Raw genomic sequence first — 14552 nt, 5'->3', positions numbered from 1 at the left:
CGTGCTGAGGTACCTGATCCGCCGGCTCGGCCAGGCTCTCCTGGTCGTGGCCGGCGTGGTCGTGCTCACCTTCGCGATCATGCGGTTGCTGCCCGGCGACCCCGCGGTCGCCTACGCCGGGCCCAAGGCGACCGCGGCCGAGCTGGCGGAGGTGCGGGCCAGGTTCGGGCTCGACGCGCCGCTGCCGGTGCAGTTGTGGGAGTACGTGCGCGACCTGCTGAGCGGGGACCTCGGCACCAGCCTGCACACCCGGCAGCCGGTCCTGGACGACCTGATGCTCGCCTTCCCGGCCTCGCTGGAGCTGGTCGGGGCGGCCCTGCTGGTGGCGATCGTGCTGGGGATCCCGCTGGGGATCGTCGCCGCCCGGTACAAGATGAGATTCCTGGACTTCTCGGTGCGGATCGGCGGGATGCTCGCCGTCTCCGTCCCGGTCTTCTGGCTCGCGCTCACCGCGCAGACCGTCTTCGCCAGCAACCTCGGCTGGTTCCCGGTGGCCGGCGAGTACGACGCCTCGCTCGACACCACCAGCCCGCTGACCGTCTACACCAACATCACGATCGTCGACTCGCTGATCACCGGCAACTGGCCGATGTTCACCGACACCCTGCACCACCTCGTGCTGCCCGCGCTGGTCGTGGCCGCCTACCCGATGGGCGTGATCGCGCAGCTCACCCGGGCCGCGCTGATCGAGGAGTCCGGGCTCGACCACGCCCGGATGGCCCGCGCGCTCGGCTTCGGCGAGAGCGCGGTGCTCACCCGCTTCTCGCTGCGCCCGGTGCTCAACCCGGTGCTGGCGCTGGTCGCGCTGGTCTTCGCCTACGCGATCGTCAACGGCTTCCTGGTCGAGGCGGTCTTCAACTGGCCCGGCCTGGGCCGCTACGCCGCCGACTCCATCCGCGCCCTGGACACCCCGGCCATCGCCGGGGTCACGCTCCTGGTGGCCCTGCTCTACGTGCTGGCCAACCTGGTCGTGGACCTGGTGCAGGGCGTCGTCGACCCGAGGGCGAGGGTGCGATGAGACGGCTCGACCCCCTGGCGCGCGTGGGCGCGGTCGTCCTGGCCCTGATCGTGCTGGCCGCGATCTTCGCCCCGCTGCTCTCGCCGTACCCCGAGGACGCCCTGGACCCGCTCAACAGCCTGCTGCCGCCCAGCGGCGAGCACTGGTTCGGCACCGACCAGGTCGGCCGGGACATCTTCACCCGCATCCTGTACGGCGCGCGGACCTCCCTCGGCATCGTCGCCGCGGTGCTGGGCCTGTCGGCGCTGGTCGGCGTGACGCTCGGCGTCATCGCCGGGTACGCGGGCGGCTGGACCCGGGACGTGATCATGCGCGTCACCGACGTCTTCCTCGCCTTCCCCGCGCTGCTGCTGGCCCTGGCCACCGCGGTGGTGCTGCGGCCGAGCGTGACCACGGTGATCGTCGCCATCGCGGCCACCTGGTGGCCGTGGTACGCCCGGCTCACCGCCTCGGTGGCGGCCTCGGTCGCCAAGCGCGGCTACGTGGACGCCGCGCAGTGCCTGGGCGTGAGCCCGCCGGCGATCGTGGTGCGGCACGTCCTGCCCAACTCGCTCACCCCGGTGCTGGTGCAGCTCTCCAACGACGGCGGCGGCATCATCCTCACCGCCGCGGCGCTGTCCTACCTCGGGCTGGGCGCGCAGGAGCCGACCGCCGAGTGGGGCCTGATGATCGAGCAGGGCCAGTCGCTGCTCACCACCGACTGGTGGGTCGTCACCTTCCCCGGCCTGGCCATCATGCTCACCGCCTTCGCCTTCAACGTGCTCGGCGAGGGACTGCGGGCCGCGCTCGACCCCAGGAGGCTGCCGCGATGATCAAGATCACCGACCTGGAGGTCCGCATCGGCGACCGCGTCATCGCGCAGGTGCCGTCGCTGGAGGTACGGCCCGGCGAGTGCGTGGCCATCGTGGGGGAGAGCGGCTCGGGCAAGACCACCACGCTCATGGCCGTGCTCGACCTGCTGGAGGGCGCCACCGTCACCGGCTCGATCGACGCCTTCGGCACCGACGTGGTGAGGCACGGCGCCAAGGACCTGCGCGGGTCGCGGATCGCGCTGGTCATGCAGAGCCCGCAGGGCGCGTTCAACCCGACGATGCGCCTGGGCGTCCTGCTGCGCAAGGCCCTGGCCAAGCACGGCGTCAAGGGCGGCGAGGCCGACCGCCGGGCCCGCGAGGCCGTGCGCGACGTGCTGCTCGACGAGTCGATCCTGCGCCGCTACCCGCACGAGGTCTCCGGTGGTCAGGCCCAGCGCTTCGCCATCGCCGTCGCGCTCGCTCTCGGCGCGGAGGTCATCCTCGCCGACGAGCCGACCAGCGCGCTCGACGTCACCGTCCAGGCCGAGGTGGTCGCGGTGCTGCGCCGCCTGCACGACGAGCGCGGCCTGGCCGTCCTGCTCGTCTCGCACGACCTGGCGCTGGTCTCGGCCATCGCCGACCACGTCACCGTCATGAAGGACGGCCGCGTCGTGGAGAGCGGGCCCGCCGCCGAGCTCTTCGCCAACCCCACGTCCGCCTACACGCGCGAGCTCATCGCCGCCGTGCCGACGCTCCCGGAGGCAGACCATGCTGAAGGCTGACAACGTGACCCTCGGGTACGGCGGGCGTCCCGTCGTGCACGACGTCAGCGTCGAGGTGACCGAGGGCGGCGTCGGGCTGATCGGGGAGAGCGGGTCCGGCAAGACGACCGTCGCCCGCGCTCTGCTCGGGCTGATCAAGCCGATGTCCGGGGCCATAACGTACGGCACGCGCGACCTCAACGCCCTGGGCCGGGCCGACCGGGCCGCCTTCCGCGGCCAGGTCCAGCCGGTCTTCCAAGACGGCAGCGAGGCCCTCGACCCGCGCATGCGGATCGGCTCCTCGATCGCCGAGGCGCTCGACGCCCACCACCGGCTCGACCGGGCCGCCCGCGACGCCCGCATCACCGAGCTCCTGGAGTCGGTCGGCCTCGACCCGGCCCTCGCCGAGCGCCGCCCGCACCAGCTCTCCGGCGGGCAGCGGCAGCGGGCCGTCATCGCCCGCGCGCTGGCCGTCGAGCCGGACATCCTCGTGCTCGACGAGCCGACCAGCGCGCTCGACGTCACCGTCCAGGCGCGGGTGCTGGACCTGCTGGCCTCGCTGGCGAGCTCGCGGGGGCTGACCTACTTCCTCATCACGCACAACCTGGCCGTGGTGGATCGGCTCTGCCGTACCTCCCAGGTGCTCTTCGCCGGGCGGGTCGTGGAGGCCGGGCCGACGCGCACGCTGCTCACCCGGCCCGCGCACCCGTACACCGCGGCCCTGCGCGACGCGGTGCCGAAGATCGGCGGCGCGCCGCCCAAGGCGGTCGGCAAGGTCGAGGCCGCGCCCGCCACCGAGGGCTGCGCCTTCCAGCGCCGCTGCCCGCTGGCCACCGACGTCTGCCGGACCGTGCGGCCGGTCGCCCGCGAGGTCGCCGGACGCAACGTGGCCTGCCACCGGGCCGAAGAGGTCGTCGGCGGCCAGATCTCCGGCGCACAGGGGGGATAACCCGAAGCCGGACAATACGGATGGCTCCATTCACCGGGCGCGCTCCGGCGGGCAGGCTGGTGGGGTGGCGACTTCAGTGATCCGGTTCGTGGGCGGCCCGTGGGGCCCGGTGGGGCTGGCGCGTGACCCGATGACCTGGCGGGCGGCGCCGTACCTGCTGCTCAGCCCCCTGCTCGGGCTCGGCTGGTTCGTGGTGCTGGCGTTCCTGCTGCCGACCTCGCTGATCCTGATGATCTTCTGGGTGGGCGTGCTGCTGCTCGTCGCGACCATGTTCCTGTGGCGCGGCGGGGCGATGCTGGAGCGGCGGCTGCTGCGGCTGACCCTCGGGGTGCGCATCGCCGACCCCTACCGGCCGCAGCCCGAGCGCGGCCTGATCCGCTGGCTGGTCACCGACCCGGCCACCTGGAAGGACCTCGGCTACCTGCTCCTGCTCATCCCGCTGAGCTTCGTGGAGTTCGTGGCCTCGCTCCTGCTCTGGCTGACCACCTTCGCGCTGCTCGGCGCGCCGCTCTTCCTCCTGCTGGGCACGCCGGTGCAACTGGCCGGGTTCGAGCTCGACTCGCTGCCGCTCAGCCTCGTGGCCGTCCTGCTCGGGCTGGTCATGTTCGCCCTCACCCTGTACGGCGTGCGCGGCATGGCCTGGCTGCACGGCCTGCTCGCGGTCGCCCTGCTCGGCGGCAACGAGGCCGAACGCCTGCGCGCCAGCCGCGCCCGCGGGGTCGACGCCGCCGAGGCCGAACGCCGCCGCATCGAGCGCGACCTGCACGACGGCGCCCAGCAGCGGCTCCTGGCCGTCGCGGTCGACCTCGGCCGGGCCCGCGCCAAGCTCGACACCGACCCCGACGCCGCGCGCGAGCTCATCGTCCAGGCCCACGACGGCACCAAGGCGGCCATCGCCGAACTGCGCAACCTGGCCCGTGGCATCCACCCGGCGATCCTCACCGAACGCGGCCTCGACGCCGCCCTGTCCGCCCTCGCCGCCCGCGCCCCCGTCCCGGTCGACGTCGGCGTCGAGCTGCGCGCCCGGCCGCCGGCCGCGGTCGAGAGCATCGCCTACTTCACCGTCGCCGAGGCCCTGGCCAACCTCGCCAAGCACGCCGCCGCGACCGAGGCCTCGGTCCGGGTGCACGGGGACGGTTCCGCGGTGTTCGTGGAGGTCTGGGACAACGGGCTCGGCGGGGCGACCGTGCACCCCGGCGGCGGCCTGGCCGGGCTGGCCGACCGCGCGGCGACCATCGACGGCCTGCTCGTCCTGCACAGCCCCGTCGGGGGACCCACCCTGGTCAGAGCCGAGCTGCCCTGCGAGTATTGATCACCATGCGAGTGGTGATCGCCGAGGACTCCGTGCTGCTGCGCGAGGGCGTCTCCCGGCTGCTGGCCGACGGCGGCATCGAGACCGTGGCCCTGGTCGGCGACGCCGACGCCCTGCTGGAGGCGGTCTCGGCGCTCGCGCCCGACCTGGCGATCGTGGACGTCCGCATGCCGCCAGGCCACACCGACGAGGGCATCCGCGCGGCCCTGCGCATCCGCGCCTCCCGGCCGGGCTTCCCCATCGTGGTGCTGTCGCAGTACGTCGAGGAGCAGTACGCAGGCGAGCTGATCGGGCCGGGGGTGGGGTACCTGCTCAAGGAGCGCGTCTCCGACGTCGCCGAGTTCCTCGACGCGGTCCGCCAGGTCGCGGGCGGGGGGACGGTCATCGACCCCGAGGTGGTGCTGCAGTTGCTCAGCCGGCAGCGGCGAGGAGCTCCGCTCGACTCGCTCTCGCCCCGGGAGCGGGAGGTGCTGGCTCTGATGGCCGAGGGGCGGTCCAACACGGCGATCGCCGCGCGGCTGGTGATTTCGGAGGGGGCGGTGGAGAAGCACATTTCCGGAATTTTCGGGAAGTTGAACCTCGGCCCCGCCCCCGACGACCACCGCCGGGTCCTCGCCGTCCTCGCCTACCTCGGCGGAACGGCGAGCGCCCGCTAACCGGTTACTTCACGTCCACGAGACTCGAGTTCGCGTAGGACTTCTTCGTCTTGCTGGTGCCCGGCACCACGACGCGCCAGTAGCCGTCGTACTTCTGCTTCACGTTCTTCGCCCACACACCGGTCGAGGTCGCCTTGGCGAAGCCGTAGAAGGTGAAGGACTTCTTGCCCTTCTTCTTGAAGTACAGCTCCAGGACCTTGCCGGAGTACCCCTTGGAACCGCGGTAGGCCTTGCCGTAGATCTTGAACGCCTTGCCGAGCTTGGCCTTCTTCGGCGCCTTGATGGTCACCTTGGAAGAGGCCTTGGGCGCGACGCCGTCCTCGGGGGCGAGGATGGTGAACGACATCCCGGTGGCCTCGATGGCCTCCTTGCCGCGGGTCCCCTTGATGACCAGGTACCAGCTGCCGGGCGAGGTGTCGTCCGCGAGGTAGGCGGTGTAACGGTAGTTCCCGTCACCCTCCTTGGTGAGGGGGACGTTGATCCACATCGACCCGTCGTGCGGCCGCAGCTCCGCACTCACCCCGGTGGCGTTCTTCACGCTGGCGGTGATGCGAACCGGGACGTCCTGACCGCGCTTGAGCTGGATGGTGGAGGGAGAGACACTGCCGGAAGCGACTTCCTGCTTGCCGGAGACGTCGAACTCCTGGCAGTTGCCCGCCGTGTTGCCGCCCGAGGTCCGGGTGACGGTGACCTTGACGGTCCACTTCCCGGCCTTGTCCTTGTCCGTCTCCTTGATGACGAACTGACCCTTGAGGTCGACGCTCTCCGGCACAGCCGCGACCGCGAGCTTCTCGGTGGTCTCCGGGATGCCGTCGGCGGTCTGCGGCACGGGCAGGTCGCCAGGGGCCCCGGTGAGGGCGATGGACTGGGACGCGGTCGTCTCACCGGTGCGGAAGATCTCGGCGGTGGCGGAGGTGACCACCGGCTTGACAACCCACTTGCGGTCCTTGAGCGCCGGCGCGGGGCTGGCGTCCTTGGTGGTGTCGACGACGGGGTACTCGGTGGCCTTCGGTCCGTAGGGGTCCTTCACCGCGACCGAGAGGTCTACCTTGAGGTCGTCCTTCAGTGGGATGTAGGAGTCGCCAAGCGTGATCTTGGTGACATCCGTGGCCGTGAGGGTACAGGCCGCGAGGGACTGTGCCGATGCTGCCGAGGAAGCCACGAAGGTGCTGGAGAGCACCGCCGCGCCGGTTACGGTCGCGAAGAGCAACCGCATCCTTCTCTTCATTTGATGGGGTTCCTTTTGCTCGGTCAACATGAGGGGAAAAGTTACGGTTTGGGCACCGGAGCCTAGTGTGACGGAAGTGACTCGTCCACATCCCAAGCTCAACGCCTCCTGGGAATGCCACGTGGCCTGGGAAGGTTGAACGATCTGGCACACTGGTAGCTGAACCGAAGCGGTACCGGTTCCCGCCCGCGCGCACCCCCGTGTGCGACAGCGCGCAAGCCGTACGGAATCTCCAAGGCGACCCGGCGACCGCAACTCGAAAGGACAGCAATGAAGCGCGACATCCACCCGGATTACCACGTCACGCAGGTGAGCTGCGCCTGCGGCAGCACCTTCACGACGCGCAGCACCGCCAAGAACGGCGTGATCCACGCTGACGTGTGCTCCGCCTGCCACCCGTTCTACACGGGCAAGCAGAAGATCCTCGACACCGGTGGCCGCGTGGCCAAGTTCGAGAAGCGGTTCGGCAGCAAGAAGGCTTAGCTTCCGCGACGCCGGCCCGGTGGCACGTTGGTGCCGTCGGGTCGGCGTTGTTGGTGATTGGGGCTCAAGCCGCCCAACCGCACCGAACGAGGAGGATGCACGGTGAATCTGGACGAGTTGCTCAAGGAGTATTCCGAGCTGGAGACGCAGCTCGCCGATCCCGCCGTGCACGCTGACCAGAACAAGGCGCGCACGCTGGGCAAGCGGTACGCGCAGCTCACCCCGGTGGTGGGCACCTACCGCGAGCTGGAGTCGGTACGCGACGACCTGTCCGCGGCCAAGGAGCTGGCCGGCGAGGACGCCACGTTCGCCGAGGAGGCCGCCGAGCTGGAAGGCCGCATCCCCAAGCTGGAGGAGCGCCTCAAGCACCTGCTGATCCCGCGCGATCCCAATGATGACAAGGACATCATCATGGAGATCAAGGCGGGCGAAGGCGGTGAGGAGTCGGCGCTGTTCGCCGGCGACCTGCTGCGGATGTACCTCCGCTACGCCGAGCGGCTCGGCTGGAAGGTCGAGATCATCGACGCGCAGCACTCCGACCTGGGCGGCTACAAGGACGTCACGGTCGGCATCAAGGCCAAGGGCGACGAGGGCGTGTGGTCGCGCCTGAAGTTCGAGGGCGGCGTCCACCGCGTGCAGCGCGTGCCCGCGACCGAGTCGCAGGGCCGCATCCACACCAGCGCCGCGGGCGTGCTCGTCTATCCGGAGGCCGAGGAGGTCGACATCCAGATCGACGCCAACGACCTGCGGATCGACGTCTACCGCAGCTCCGGCCCCGGCGGCCAGTCGGTCAACACCACCGACTCGGCGGTCCGCATCACCCACCTGCCCACGGGCGTGGTGGTCTCGTGCCAGAACGAGAAGAGCCAGCTCCAGAACAAGGAGTCCGCGCTGCGCATCCTGCGCGCCCGGCTCCAGGCGCTCGCCGAGGAGGAGGCCAACGCCGCCGCCCAGGCCGAGCGCAAGTCGCAGGTGCGCACCGTCGACCGCAGCGAGCGCATCCGCACCTACAACTTCCCGGAAAACCGCATCTCCGACCACCGCGTCGGCTTCAAGGCGTATAACCTCGACCAGGTGCTCGACGGCGAACTCAACGCCGTCACCCAAGCCCTCATCGACGCCGAGATGGCGGAGAAGCTCGCTGCCCACACATGACATTCCTCCTGGACGAGATCGCACACGCCACGGCCCGGCTGGCCGAGGCGGGGGTCCCTTCGCCGCGCACCGACGCCGAGGAGATCGCCGCGTTCGTCCATGGCGTGCGCAGAAGCGAACTGCACACGGTCCGCGACTCCGAGTTCGACGCCCTCTTCTGGGAGGGCATCGCCCGGCGTGAGGCGCGCGAGCCGCTGCAGCACATCACGGGCAAGGCCTACTTCCGCTACCTCGAGCTGAACGTCGGCCCGGGCGTCTTCGTGCCCCGGCCCGAGACCGAGGTGATGGCCGGCTGGGCGATCGAGCGGCTGCGCGAGATGGACGTCGCCGCGCCCCTCGTCGTCGACCTCGGCACCGGCTCGGGCGCCATCGCGCTGTCCATCGCGCAGGAGGTCGCCCTCGCCGAGGTCCACGCGGTCGAGGTCGACCCCGAGGCGTACGGCTGGGCCAAGCGCAACATCACCGAGCACGGCCAGGGCCGCGTGCACCTGCACCCCGAGGACCTCGCCGGCGCCCTGCCCGAGCTCAACGGCAAGGTCGACCTGGTGATCTCCAACCCGCCCTACATCCCGCCCGGCGCCATCCCGCGCGACCCCGAGGTGCGCGACTACGACCCGAGGCGGGCGCTGTTCGGCAGCGGCGAGGACGGCCTGGGCGAGGTCCGGGCGGTCGAACGTACGGCACGCCGCCTGCTCCGCCCAGGCGGCTGGGTGGCGGTGGAGCACGCCGACGAGCAAGGGCAGGCGGTCTACCTGCTCTTCCCCGAGGAACACGGCTGGCGCGACGCCCGGCTGCGCCAGGATCTGACGCGTAGAGACCGGTTCGTCACGGCCAGACTCGGCCAGGATTAGGGTGAAGCGACATGGCGGTTTTTGACTGTTCCGATCCCGACCAGCGCGCTGCGGGCCTCATCGAGGCGGCGGCAGCCGTACGCCTGGGTGATCTGGTCGTGATGCCGACCGACACCGTGTACGGCATCGGCTGCGACGCCTTCATCCACGCCTCGGTGCAGAAGCTCCTCGACGCCAAGGGCCGGGGCCGCGACATGCCGCCGCCCGTCCTGGTGGGCACCGTACGCGCCGCCACCGCGCTCGTGGAGGACATGGGCCCCTACGGCCAGGACCTCATCGACGCCTTCTGGCCCGGGCCGCTCACCATCGTCTGCAAGGCCAACCGGGCCCTGTCCTGGGACCTCGGCGACACCAAGGGCACCGTCGCCATCCGCATGCCGCTGCACGCGGTCGCGCTCGACCTGCTCAAGGAGACCGGCCCGATGGCCGTCTCCAGCGCCAACCGCTCCGGCGCCCCCGCCGCCACCACCGCGGCCAACGCCGTGGAGCAACTGGGCGAGTCCGTCTCCGTCTACCTCGACGGCGGGCCCTGCTCCGACGACGTGCCCTCGACCATCGTCGACCTCACCTCGGCCATCCCCCGGCTGCTGCGCAAGGGCGCCATCCCGGTGGAGAAGCTGCGCGGCATCGTGGGCTACGTCGCCACCGACGCGTAGGCATACCGGCTGAGCATCGCTCGGGCGTCCGGGCCACGGGACACCTACCGTGAGATCGTGGCCAAGTTCGACGGTATGGATCCCAAGCTGGTCCGTGAGTTGCTGGCAGAGGTACGGCAGGCGGCCGTGCAGATGCGTCAGATCGAGGGCCGGGTCGCGCAGGTGATGGGCGCGGCCGGGCTCGCGACCCAGACGACGCACCGGCCCGCGCAGGTGGCCGAGGCGTGTGACGGGATGGTCCGTGACGTCACGGCGCGGCTGACCTTGCTGGAGAAGCGCGAGGACGCCGGTACCACCACGCCCCCCACCGGCACCCAACAGGACACCAGCGGCAAACCGGACTCCGGTGCCAAGCCTGAGACCGAGGACAAGCCGGACGCCGAGGACAAGCCTGAGGTCGGGGACAAGCCGGAGGCTGGGGACAAGCCTGCGCCGTCCGAGTCCGCCACCACGACACCGGCCACCCCGGAGACCAAGCCCGCTCAGGACGGGAACTCGACCACCCCGCCGCCCAAGGCGATGACCGGGTCCGAGTCCGTCAGCGGTGCCGGCGAGGAGCTCAAGAAGGCCGCCCCGGTCAGCGGGACCACCACGCCTTCCGATGCGGGCAAGCCGCAGATCGTCGAGGTGGACGGCGTCAAGGTCGTGCAGATCCCGCTCGACTCCACCCCCACGGCCAAGGAGATCGCCGACCTGCTCGACAAGGCCGGTCAGGTCGAGCCCGCCGACCAGCCCGGCAAGACCGACGACGGGGACGTCGTCTCGGTGGAGGCCACGCGGCCGTCCGACGCGAAGTTGGCTGAGCTTGGGCAGAACATCTCGGAGATTCCGCCGATGGAGATGCCTGGTGTGGAGGTGCCGAAGGGGGAGTGGGGCAAGGGTGAGTGGGTTCCGGAGAGCGTGAAGCCGGATGGCTCGGCGGGGGCGGTGAATCCCGGTGGACCTGCCACGCAGGCGGCCACCTCGGGCGGACCGGTGGGGACGCAGGCTGCTTCGGCTGGGGATGTGCAGCAGTGGGCCAGTGATGGCAGTGATGTGGTGTCGGTGGAGGCCACGCGGCCTTCCGATGCGAAGTTGGCTGAGCTTGGGCAGAACATCTCGGAGATTCCGCCGATGGAGATGCCTGGTGTGGAGGTGCCGAAGGGGGAGTGGGGCAAGGGTGAGTGGGTTCCGGAGAGCGTGAAGCCGGATGGGCCGGCGGGGTCGGTGGACCCGGGTGGACCTGCCACGCAGGCGGCGACCTCGGGTGGCCCGGCGGAGACGACGGGCGGGCCGTCGGCGACCTCGGGTGGGCCGGTGGAGACGACGGGTGAGCCGTCGGCCACTTCGGGTGGGCCGGTGGGGACGCAGGCTGCTTCGGCTGGGGATGTGCAGCAGTGGGTCAGTGATGGCAGTGACGTGGTGTCGGTGGAGGCCACACGGCCGTCGGACGCGAAGCTGGCTGAGCTTGCGGAGAACATCTCGGAGATCCCGCCGATGGAGATGCCCAGCGTGGAGGTGCCCAAGGGGGAGTGGGGGAAGGGCGAGTGGGCCCCGGAGGAGATCGGGCCCGATGGGCCAGCCGGATCCGTCAAGCCAGGAGGACCTGCGTAAATGTACGCCGACCCGCCCGCACCGCAGCCCCGCCAGCCGGGTGAGCGCCCGCCGAGCACGGGGAGCGCAGGGCCGCTGGACGGTCAGCCGACGGCCTGGGAGTTCAACCCCGACTACCAGCGGCTGGTGACGGTCTGGCAGACCGTGCTGCCGGTGCTGGAGACGCTGACCGGTTCGCTGGACAAGGCCTATCAGATGGCCAAGAGCCCGCAGACGTGGGACGCCCCCGTGGGGACCAGGTATGTGGAGGACCTGGGGGAGTGGCGGACGCGGCTGCGGCTGTATCGGCAGGCGGTGCTGACGGCGATCAGTGACCAGGCGGCGGACACCCCGCGGTGGATCCCGGCCGCGTCGAGCGCCCCGCACGCTTTCTCCTGACCTTTTGGCGTGGCACGTCCTCCGCTAGGTCCCCTCACGTGGCGAAGGGGTACGGCGACGCCGTACTCCGCCCCGAGCCGGTGGAAGGGCGTGGCGGAGCGGGGGAAGCGGGCATAGTGTGGTCAAGTGGGAGAGACGCCCTATTACGGCCCAGACTTCCGCGCCCTGCAGCAGCAGGACCCCGAGGTCGCCCAAGTGCTGCTCGACGAGCTGGCCCGGGTGCGGGGCGGGCTCCAGCTGGTGGCCAGCGAGAACTTCGCCAGCCCCGCCGTCCTGGCCGCGCTGGGCTCGACGCTGACCAACAAGTACGCCGAGGGCTACCCGGGCCGCCGCTACTACGGCGGCTGCGAGGTGGTGGACCGCGCCGAGTACCTGGCCATCGAACGCGCCAGGACGCTGTTCGGCGCCGAGCACGCCAACGTCCAGCCGCATTCGGGCGCGGGCGCCAACCTGGCCGCCTACGCCGCGTTGCTCAGGCCGGGCGACACGATGCTCGCGATGGATCCGGCGCACGGCGGCCACCTCACCCACGGGTCCAAGGTCAACTTCTCCGGCCGCTGGTTCGACGTGGTCTCCTACGGTGTCCGCCGCGACAACGAGCTGATCGACTACGACGAGGTGCGCGACCTGGCCCTGCGCCACGAGCCCAAGGTGATCGTGTGCGGCGCGACCGCCTACCCGCGGCTGATCGACTTCGCCGCCTTCCGCGGCATCGCCGACGAGGTGGGCGCGTGGTTGCTGGCCGACGTCGCGCACACGGTGGGGCTGATGGCCGGAGGCGCGATCCCGTCCGCCGTGCCGTACGCGGATGTGGTCACCTTCACCACGCACAAGGCGCTGCGCGGGCCGCGCGGCGGCGGCATCCTCTGTACGGCGGAGCTGGCCCGCAGGATCGACCGGGCGGTCTTCCCTTTCGTCCAGGACGGCCCGCAGATGCACACGATCGCCGCGAAGGCCGTGGCGTTCGGCGAGGCGGCCCGCCCGGAGTTCGCCGATTACGCCGCGCGGGTGGTGGCGAACGCGCGGGCGCTGTGCGACTCGATGGCCGAGGCGGGCATGCGGCCGGTCGCCGGGGGTACGGACACCCATCTGGCACTGGCCGACCTGCGAGGAGTGGGGGTGACGGGGGCGGAAGCCGAGCGCCGATGCGCCGAGGCCGGAATCACCCTGAACAGAAATGCCATTCCATACGATCCCGAACCGCCGGCGATCACGTCGGGTGTGCGGGTGGGAACGCCCTGTGTGACGACGCAGGGTATGGGCACTGAGGAGATGAGGGAGGTGGGAACTCTGGTGGCGGAGGCGGTCCGGAATCGGGAAAGCACGTATGTCACACGGCTCCGGGTTTCCAGTATCGTAGCCATCCACCGGCCATATCCCAGCGATTTGTAAGCTGAGTCTGTGTCTTTTTCCGGTCATGAGTGGCCGGAGGATCGTGGAAACTGGGTCCGTGCGCGAATACCTCTTCATGGCACTGGTTGCGGCTGTGGTGACCTACTTGCTGGTCCCACTGGTCCGCCGGTTCGCCATTCGCATCGGCGCCATGCCAGAGGTGCGTGACCGCGACGTCCACACCACTCCGACGCCCCGGCTGGGCGGTCTGGCGATGTACGGCGGTCTGGTCGCCGGCCTGCTGGTAACCGGACAACTTGAACATACTGGGGCAAAACTCGCAGAATCTCAAACCGTGCTCGCGCTGGTCGTGGCCGGAGGGATCATCACCCTCACCGGCTTCCTGGACGACTGGTGGGGCATGGACCCGTTCATCAAGCTGGGCGGGCAGATCGCCGCGGCGGGCACGCTGGTCTACTTCGGGGTCCGGCTCAACTTCGTGCCGCTGCCGAAGGACTGGGGCGGCTCGCTCGGCCTCGACTACACGCTGAGCGCGACCCTCACCATCCTGGTCGTGGTCGTCGTGATCAACGCGGTCAACTTCGTCGACGGGCTCGACGGCCTGGCGGCCGGCATCGTCTGCATCGCGGCCGTCGCCACCTGGGCCTACTCGGTCCAGCTCGACCAGGCGATCGAGGACAACCGGATCAACGTGACGGCGGCCATCATGGCCATCCTCATCGGCGTCTGCCTCGGCTTCCTGCCGCACAACTTCCACCCGGCCAAGATCTTCATGGGCGACACCGGGGCCATGCTGCTCGGCCTGGTGCTCGCCTCCTCGCTCATCACCGTCACCTCCGCGGCCGACCCCGAGCTGATCAAGGGCGTCAACAAGTTCGGCGCCCTGGTCCCGCTGCTGGTGCCGCTGGCCGTCCTGGTGCTGCCGCTGATCGACCTGATCACCGCGGTGGTCCGGCGTACCTCGCGCGGCCTGTCGCCGTTCGCCCCCGACCGGGGGCACCTGCACCACCTGCTGATGGACATCGGTCACTCGCACCGCCGCACGGTGCTGATCATGTACGCCTGGACCTTCCTGTTCGCCTTCGGGTTGATGGGCATGTCGACCGTGGGCGTGCCGGTCCTGCTCTTCCCCGTGGTGATCCTGCTCGCCCTGGGCGTCCTGGTGCTGATGGCCGCGCCGCGCTGGCGGGGCCGCGGCGCCCATCACGCGCCCCGGCGCAGACGTCGCGTTTCCGACGACGACGACGATGGACCACCGACCGGACCCATGCCTCCCATCACCGCGGAGGCGTCGAGCTTCAGCCGCTGAGGTCGGCGGACGGTCCGCCTACCGGTAAAAGGGTCGTCCGCAATCACCGGTTTCGGCAG

15 protein-coding genes are annotated in these 14552 nt (G+C 70.6%); 14 read left to right on the top strand and 1 reads right to left on the bottom strand.

Going from position 1 to position 14552, the window contains the following annotated elements; translation table 11 throughout:
• Position 1: 1 nt before the first annotated feature.
• The 6 genes from ACIBG7_RS01465 to ACIBG7_RS01440 all read left to right on the top strand — a co-directional run bounded on the left by ACIBG7_RS01465 (position 2) and on the right by ACIBG7_RS01440 (position 5487).
• A complete protein-coding gene (locus ACIBG7_RS01465; protein ID WP_397334809.1) occupies positions 2 to 1018 on the top strand; it encodes an ABC transporter permease in 1017 nt (338 codons plus the stop codon).
• On the top strand, positions 1015 to 1830 hold the full coding sequence (locus ACIBG7_RS01460; protein WP_397334808.1) for an ABC transporter permease: 816 nt from the start codon (positions 1015 to 1017) through the stop codon (positions 1828 to 1830). The genes ACIBG7_RS01465 and ACIBG7_RS01460 overlap by 4 nt, the downstream gene beginning before the upstream one ends.
• Complete coding sequence (locus tag ACIBG7_RS01455) at positions 1827 to 2591, top strand: ATP-binding cassette domain-containing protein (protein WP_397334807.1); 765 nt, start codon at positions 1827 to 1829, stop codon at positions 2589 to 2591. Before ACIBG7_RS01460 ends, ACIBG7_RS01455 begins: the two co-directional genes overlap by 4 nt.
• Positions 2578 to 3519 carry an ABC transporter ATP-binding protein gene (locus ACIBG7_RS01450; protein ID WP_397334805.1) on the top strand — a complete coding sequence of 314 codons (942 nt, stop codon included), beginning with the start codon at positions 2578 to 2580 and terminating at the stop codon, positions 3517 to 3519. The genes ACIBG7_RS01455 and ACIBG7_RS01450 overlap by 14 nt, the downstream gene beginning before the upstream one ends.
• Positions 3520 to 3583: 64 nt before the next feature.
• Positions 3584 to 4831 carry a sensor domain-containing protein gene (locus ACIBG7_RS01445; protein WP_357917533.1) on the top strand — a complete coding sequence of 416 codons (1248 nt, stop codon included), beginning with the start codon at positions 3584 to 3586 and terminating at the stop codon, positions 4829 to 4831.
• A gap of 5 nt (positions 4832 to 4836) precedes the next feature.
• Positions 4837 to 5487, top strand: coding sequence for a response regulator transcription factor (locus ACIBG7_RS01440; RefSeq protein WP_357917536.1), 651 nt, complete (start codon positions 4837 to 4839; stop codon positions 5485 to 5487).
• A 4-nt stretch (positions 5488 to 5491) separates the two neighbouring features.
• Here ACIBG7_RS01440 and ACIBG7_RS01435 read toward each other — a convergent pair whose 3' ends face one another.
• Entirely contained in the window at positions 5492 to 6715 is a 1224-nt protein-coding gene (locus tag ACIBG7_RS01435; protein ID WP_397334804.1) for a hypothetical protein, read from the bottom strand.
• A gap of 270 nt (positions 6716 to 6985) precedes the next feature.
• Between ACIBG7_RS01435 and rpmE the strand changes: the two genes are divergently transcribed.
• The 8 genes from rpmE to ACIBG7_RS01395 all read left to right on the top strand — a co-directional run bounded on the left by rpmE (position 6986) and on the right by ACIBG7_RS01395 (position 14493).
• Positions 6986 to 7198: a 50S ribosomal protein L31 gene (gene rpmE, locus ACIBG7_RS01430; RefSeq protein WP_357917542.1), complete on the top strand. Its 213-nt coding sequence runs from the start codon at positions 6986 to 6988 to the stop codon at positions 7196 to 7198.
• 102 nt (positions 7199 to 7300) lie between these two features.
• Positions 7301 to 8353: a peptide chain release factor 1 gene (gene prfA, locus ACIBG7_RS01425; RefSeq protein WP_397334803.1), complete on the top strand. Its 1053-nt coding sequence runs from the start codon at positions 7301 to 7303 to the stop codon at positions 8351 to 8353.
• Positions 8350 to 9204 (top strand): peptide chain release factor N(5)-glutamine methyltransferase, encoded by an 855-nt coding sequence (gene prmC / locus ACIBG7_RS01420; RefSeq protein ID WP_357917548.1) that lies wholly within the window; start codon positions 8350 to 8352, stop codon positions 9202 to 9204. The genes prfA and prmC overlap by 4 nt, the downstream gene beginning before the upstream one ends.
• 11 nt (positions 9205 to 9215) lie before the next feature.
• Positions 9216 to 9860: an L-threonylcarbamoyladenylate synthase gene (locus tag ACIBG7_RS01415; RefSeq protein ID WP_397334802.1), complete on the top strand. Its 645-nt coding sequence runs from the start codon at positions 9216 to 9218 to the stop codon at positions 9858 to 9860.
• A 57-nt stretch (positions 9861 to 9917) separates the two neighbouring features.
• Entirely contained in the window at positions 9918 to 11453 is a 1536-nt protein-coding gene (locus ACIBG7_RS01410) for a hypothetical protein (protein ID WP_397334801.1), read from the top strand.
• The gene (locus tag ACIBG7_RS01405; protein ID WP_357917556.1) at positions 11454 to 11831 is read left to right on the top strand and encodes a hypothetical protein; all 378 of its coding nucleotides are present in this window, start codon (positions 11454 to 11456) and stop codon (positions 11829 to 11831) included.
• A 126-nt stretch (positions 11832 to 11957) separates the two neighbouring features.
• A complete protein-coding gene (gene glyA / locus ACIBG7_RS01400; RefSeq protein WP_357917558.1) occupies positions 11958 to 13223 on the top strand; it encodes a serine hydroxymethyltransferase in 1266 nt (421 codons plus the stop codon).
• A gap of 58 nt (positions 13224 to 13281) precedes the next feature.
• The gene (locus ACIBG7_RS01395) at positions 13282 to 14493 is read left to right on the top strand and encodes an MraY family glycosyltransferase (RefSeq protein ID WP_357917561.1); all 1212 of its coding nucleotides are present in this window, start codon (positions 13282 to 13284) and stop codon (positions 14491 to 14493) included.
• The last annotated feature ends 59 nt before the right edge of the window (positions 14494 to 14552 follow it).

Source organism: Nonomuraea sp. NPDC050328 (genome assembly GCF_044459405.1).
GTDB lineage: Bacteria > Actinomycetota > Actinomycetes > Streptosporangiales > Streptosporangiaceae > Nonomuraea.
This window is presented reverse-complemented; position numbering and strand designations above follow the sequence as displayed.

Excerpts from the sequence above, each read along its gene's own strand:
- ACIBG7_RS01435 (WP_397334804.1), bottom strand. The coding sequence starts at position 6,715 with ATGAAGAGAAGGATGCGGTTGCTCTTCGCGACCGTAACCGGCGCGGCG.
- ACIBG7_RS01415 (WP_397334802.1), top strand. The coding sequence starts at position 9,216 with ATGGCGGTTTTTGACTGTTCCGATCCCGACCAGCGCGCTGCGGGCCTC.
- rpmE (WP_357917542.1), top strand. The coding sequence starts at position 6,986 with ATGAAGCGCGACATCCACCCGGATTACCACGTCACGCAGGTGAGCTGC.
- ACIBG7_RS01455 (WP_397334807.1), top strand. The coding sequence starts at position 1,827 with ATGATCAAGATCACCGACCTGGAGGTCCGCATCGGCGACCGCGTCATC.
- ACIBG7_RS01450 (WP_397334805.1), top strand. The coding sequence starts at position 2,578 with ATGCTGAAGGCTGACAACGTGACCCTCGGGTACGGCGGGCGTCCCGTC.
- ACIBG7_RS01440 (WP_357917536.1), top strand. The coding sequence starts at position 4,837 with ATGCGAGTGGTGATCGCCGAGGACTCCGTGCTGCTGCGCGAGGGCGTC.
- prmC (WP_357917548.1), top strand. The coding sequence starts at position 8,350 with ATGACATTCCTCCTGGACGAGATCGCACACGCCACGGCCCGGCTGGCC.
- ACIBG7_RS01405 (WP_357917556.1), top strand. The coding sequence starts at position 11,454 with ATGTACGCCGACCCGCCCGCACCGCAGCCCCGCCAGCCGGGTGAGCGC.
- ACIBG7_RS01460 (WP_397334808.1), top strand. The coding sequence starts at position 1,015 with ATGAGACGGCTCGACCCCCTGGCGCGCGTGGGCGCGGTCGTCCTGGCC.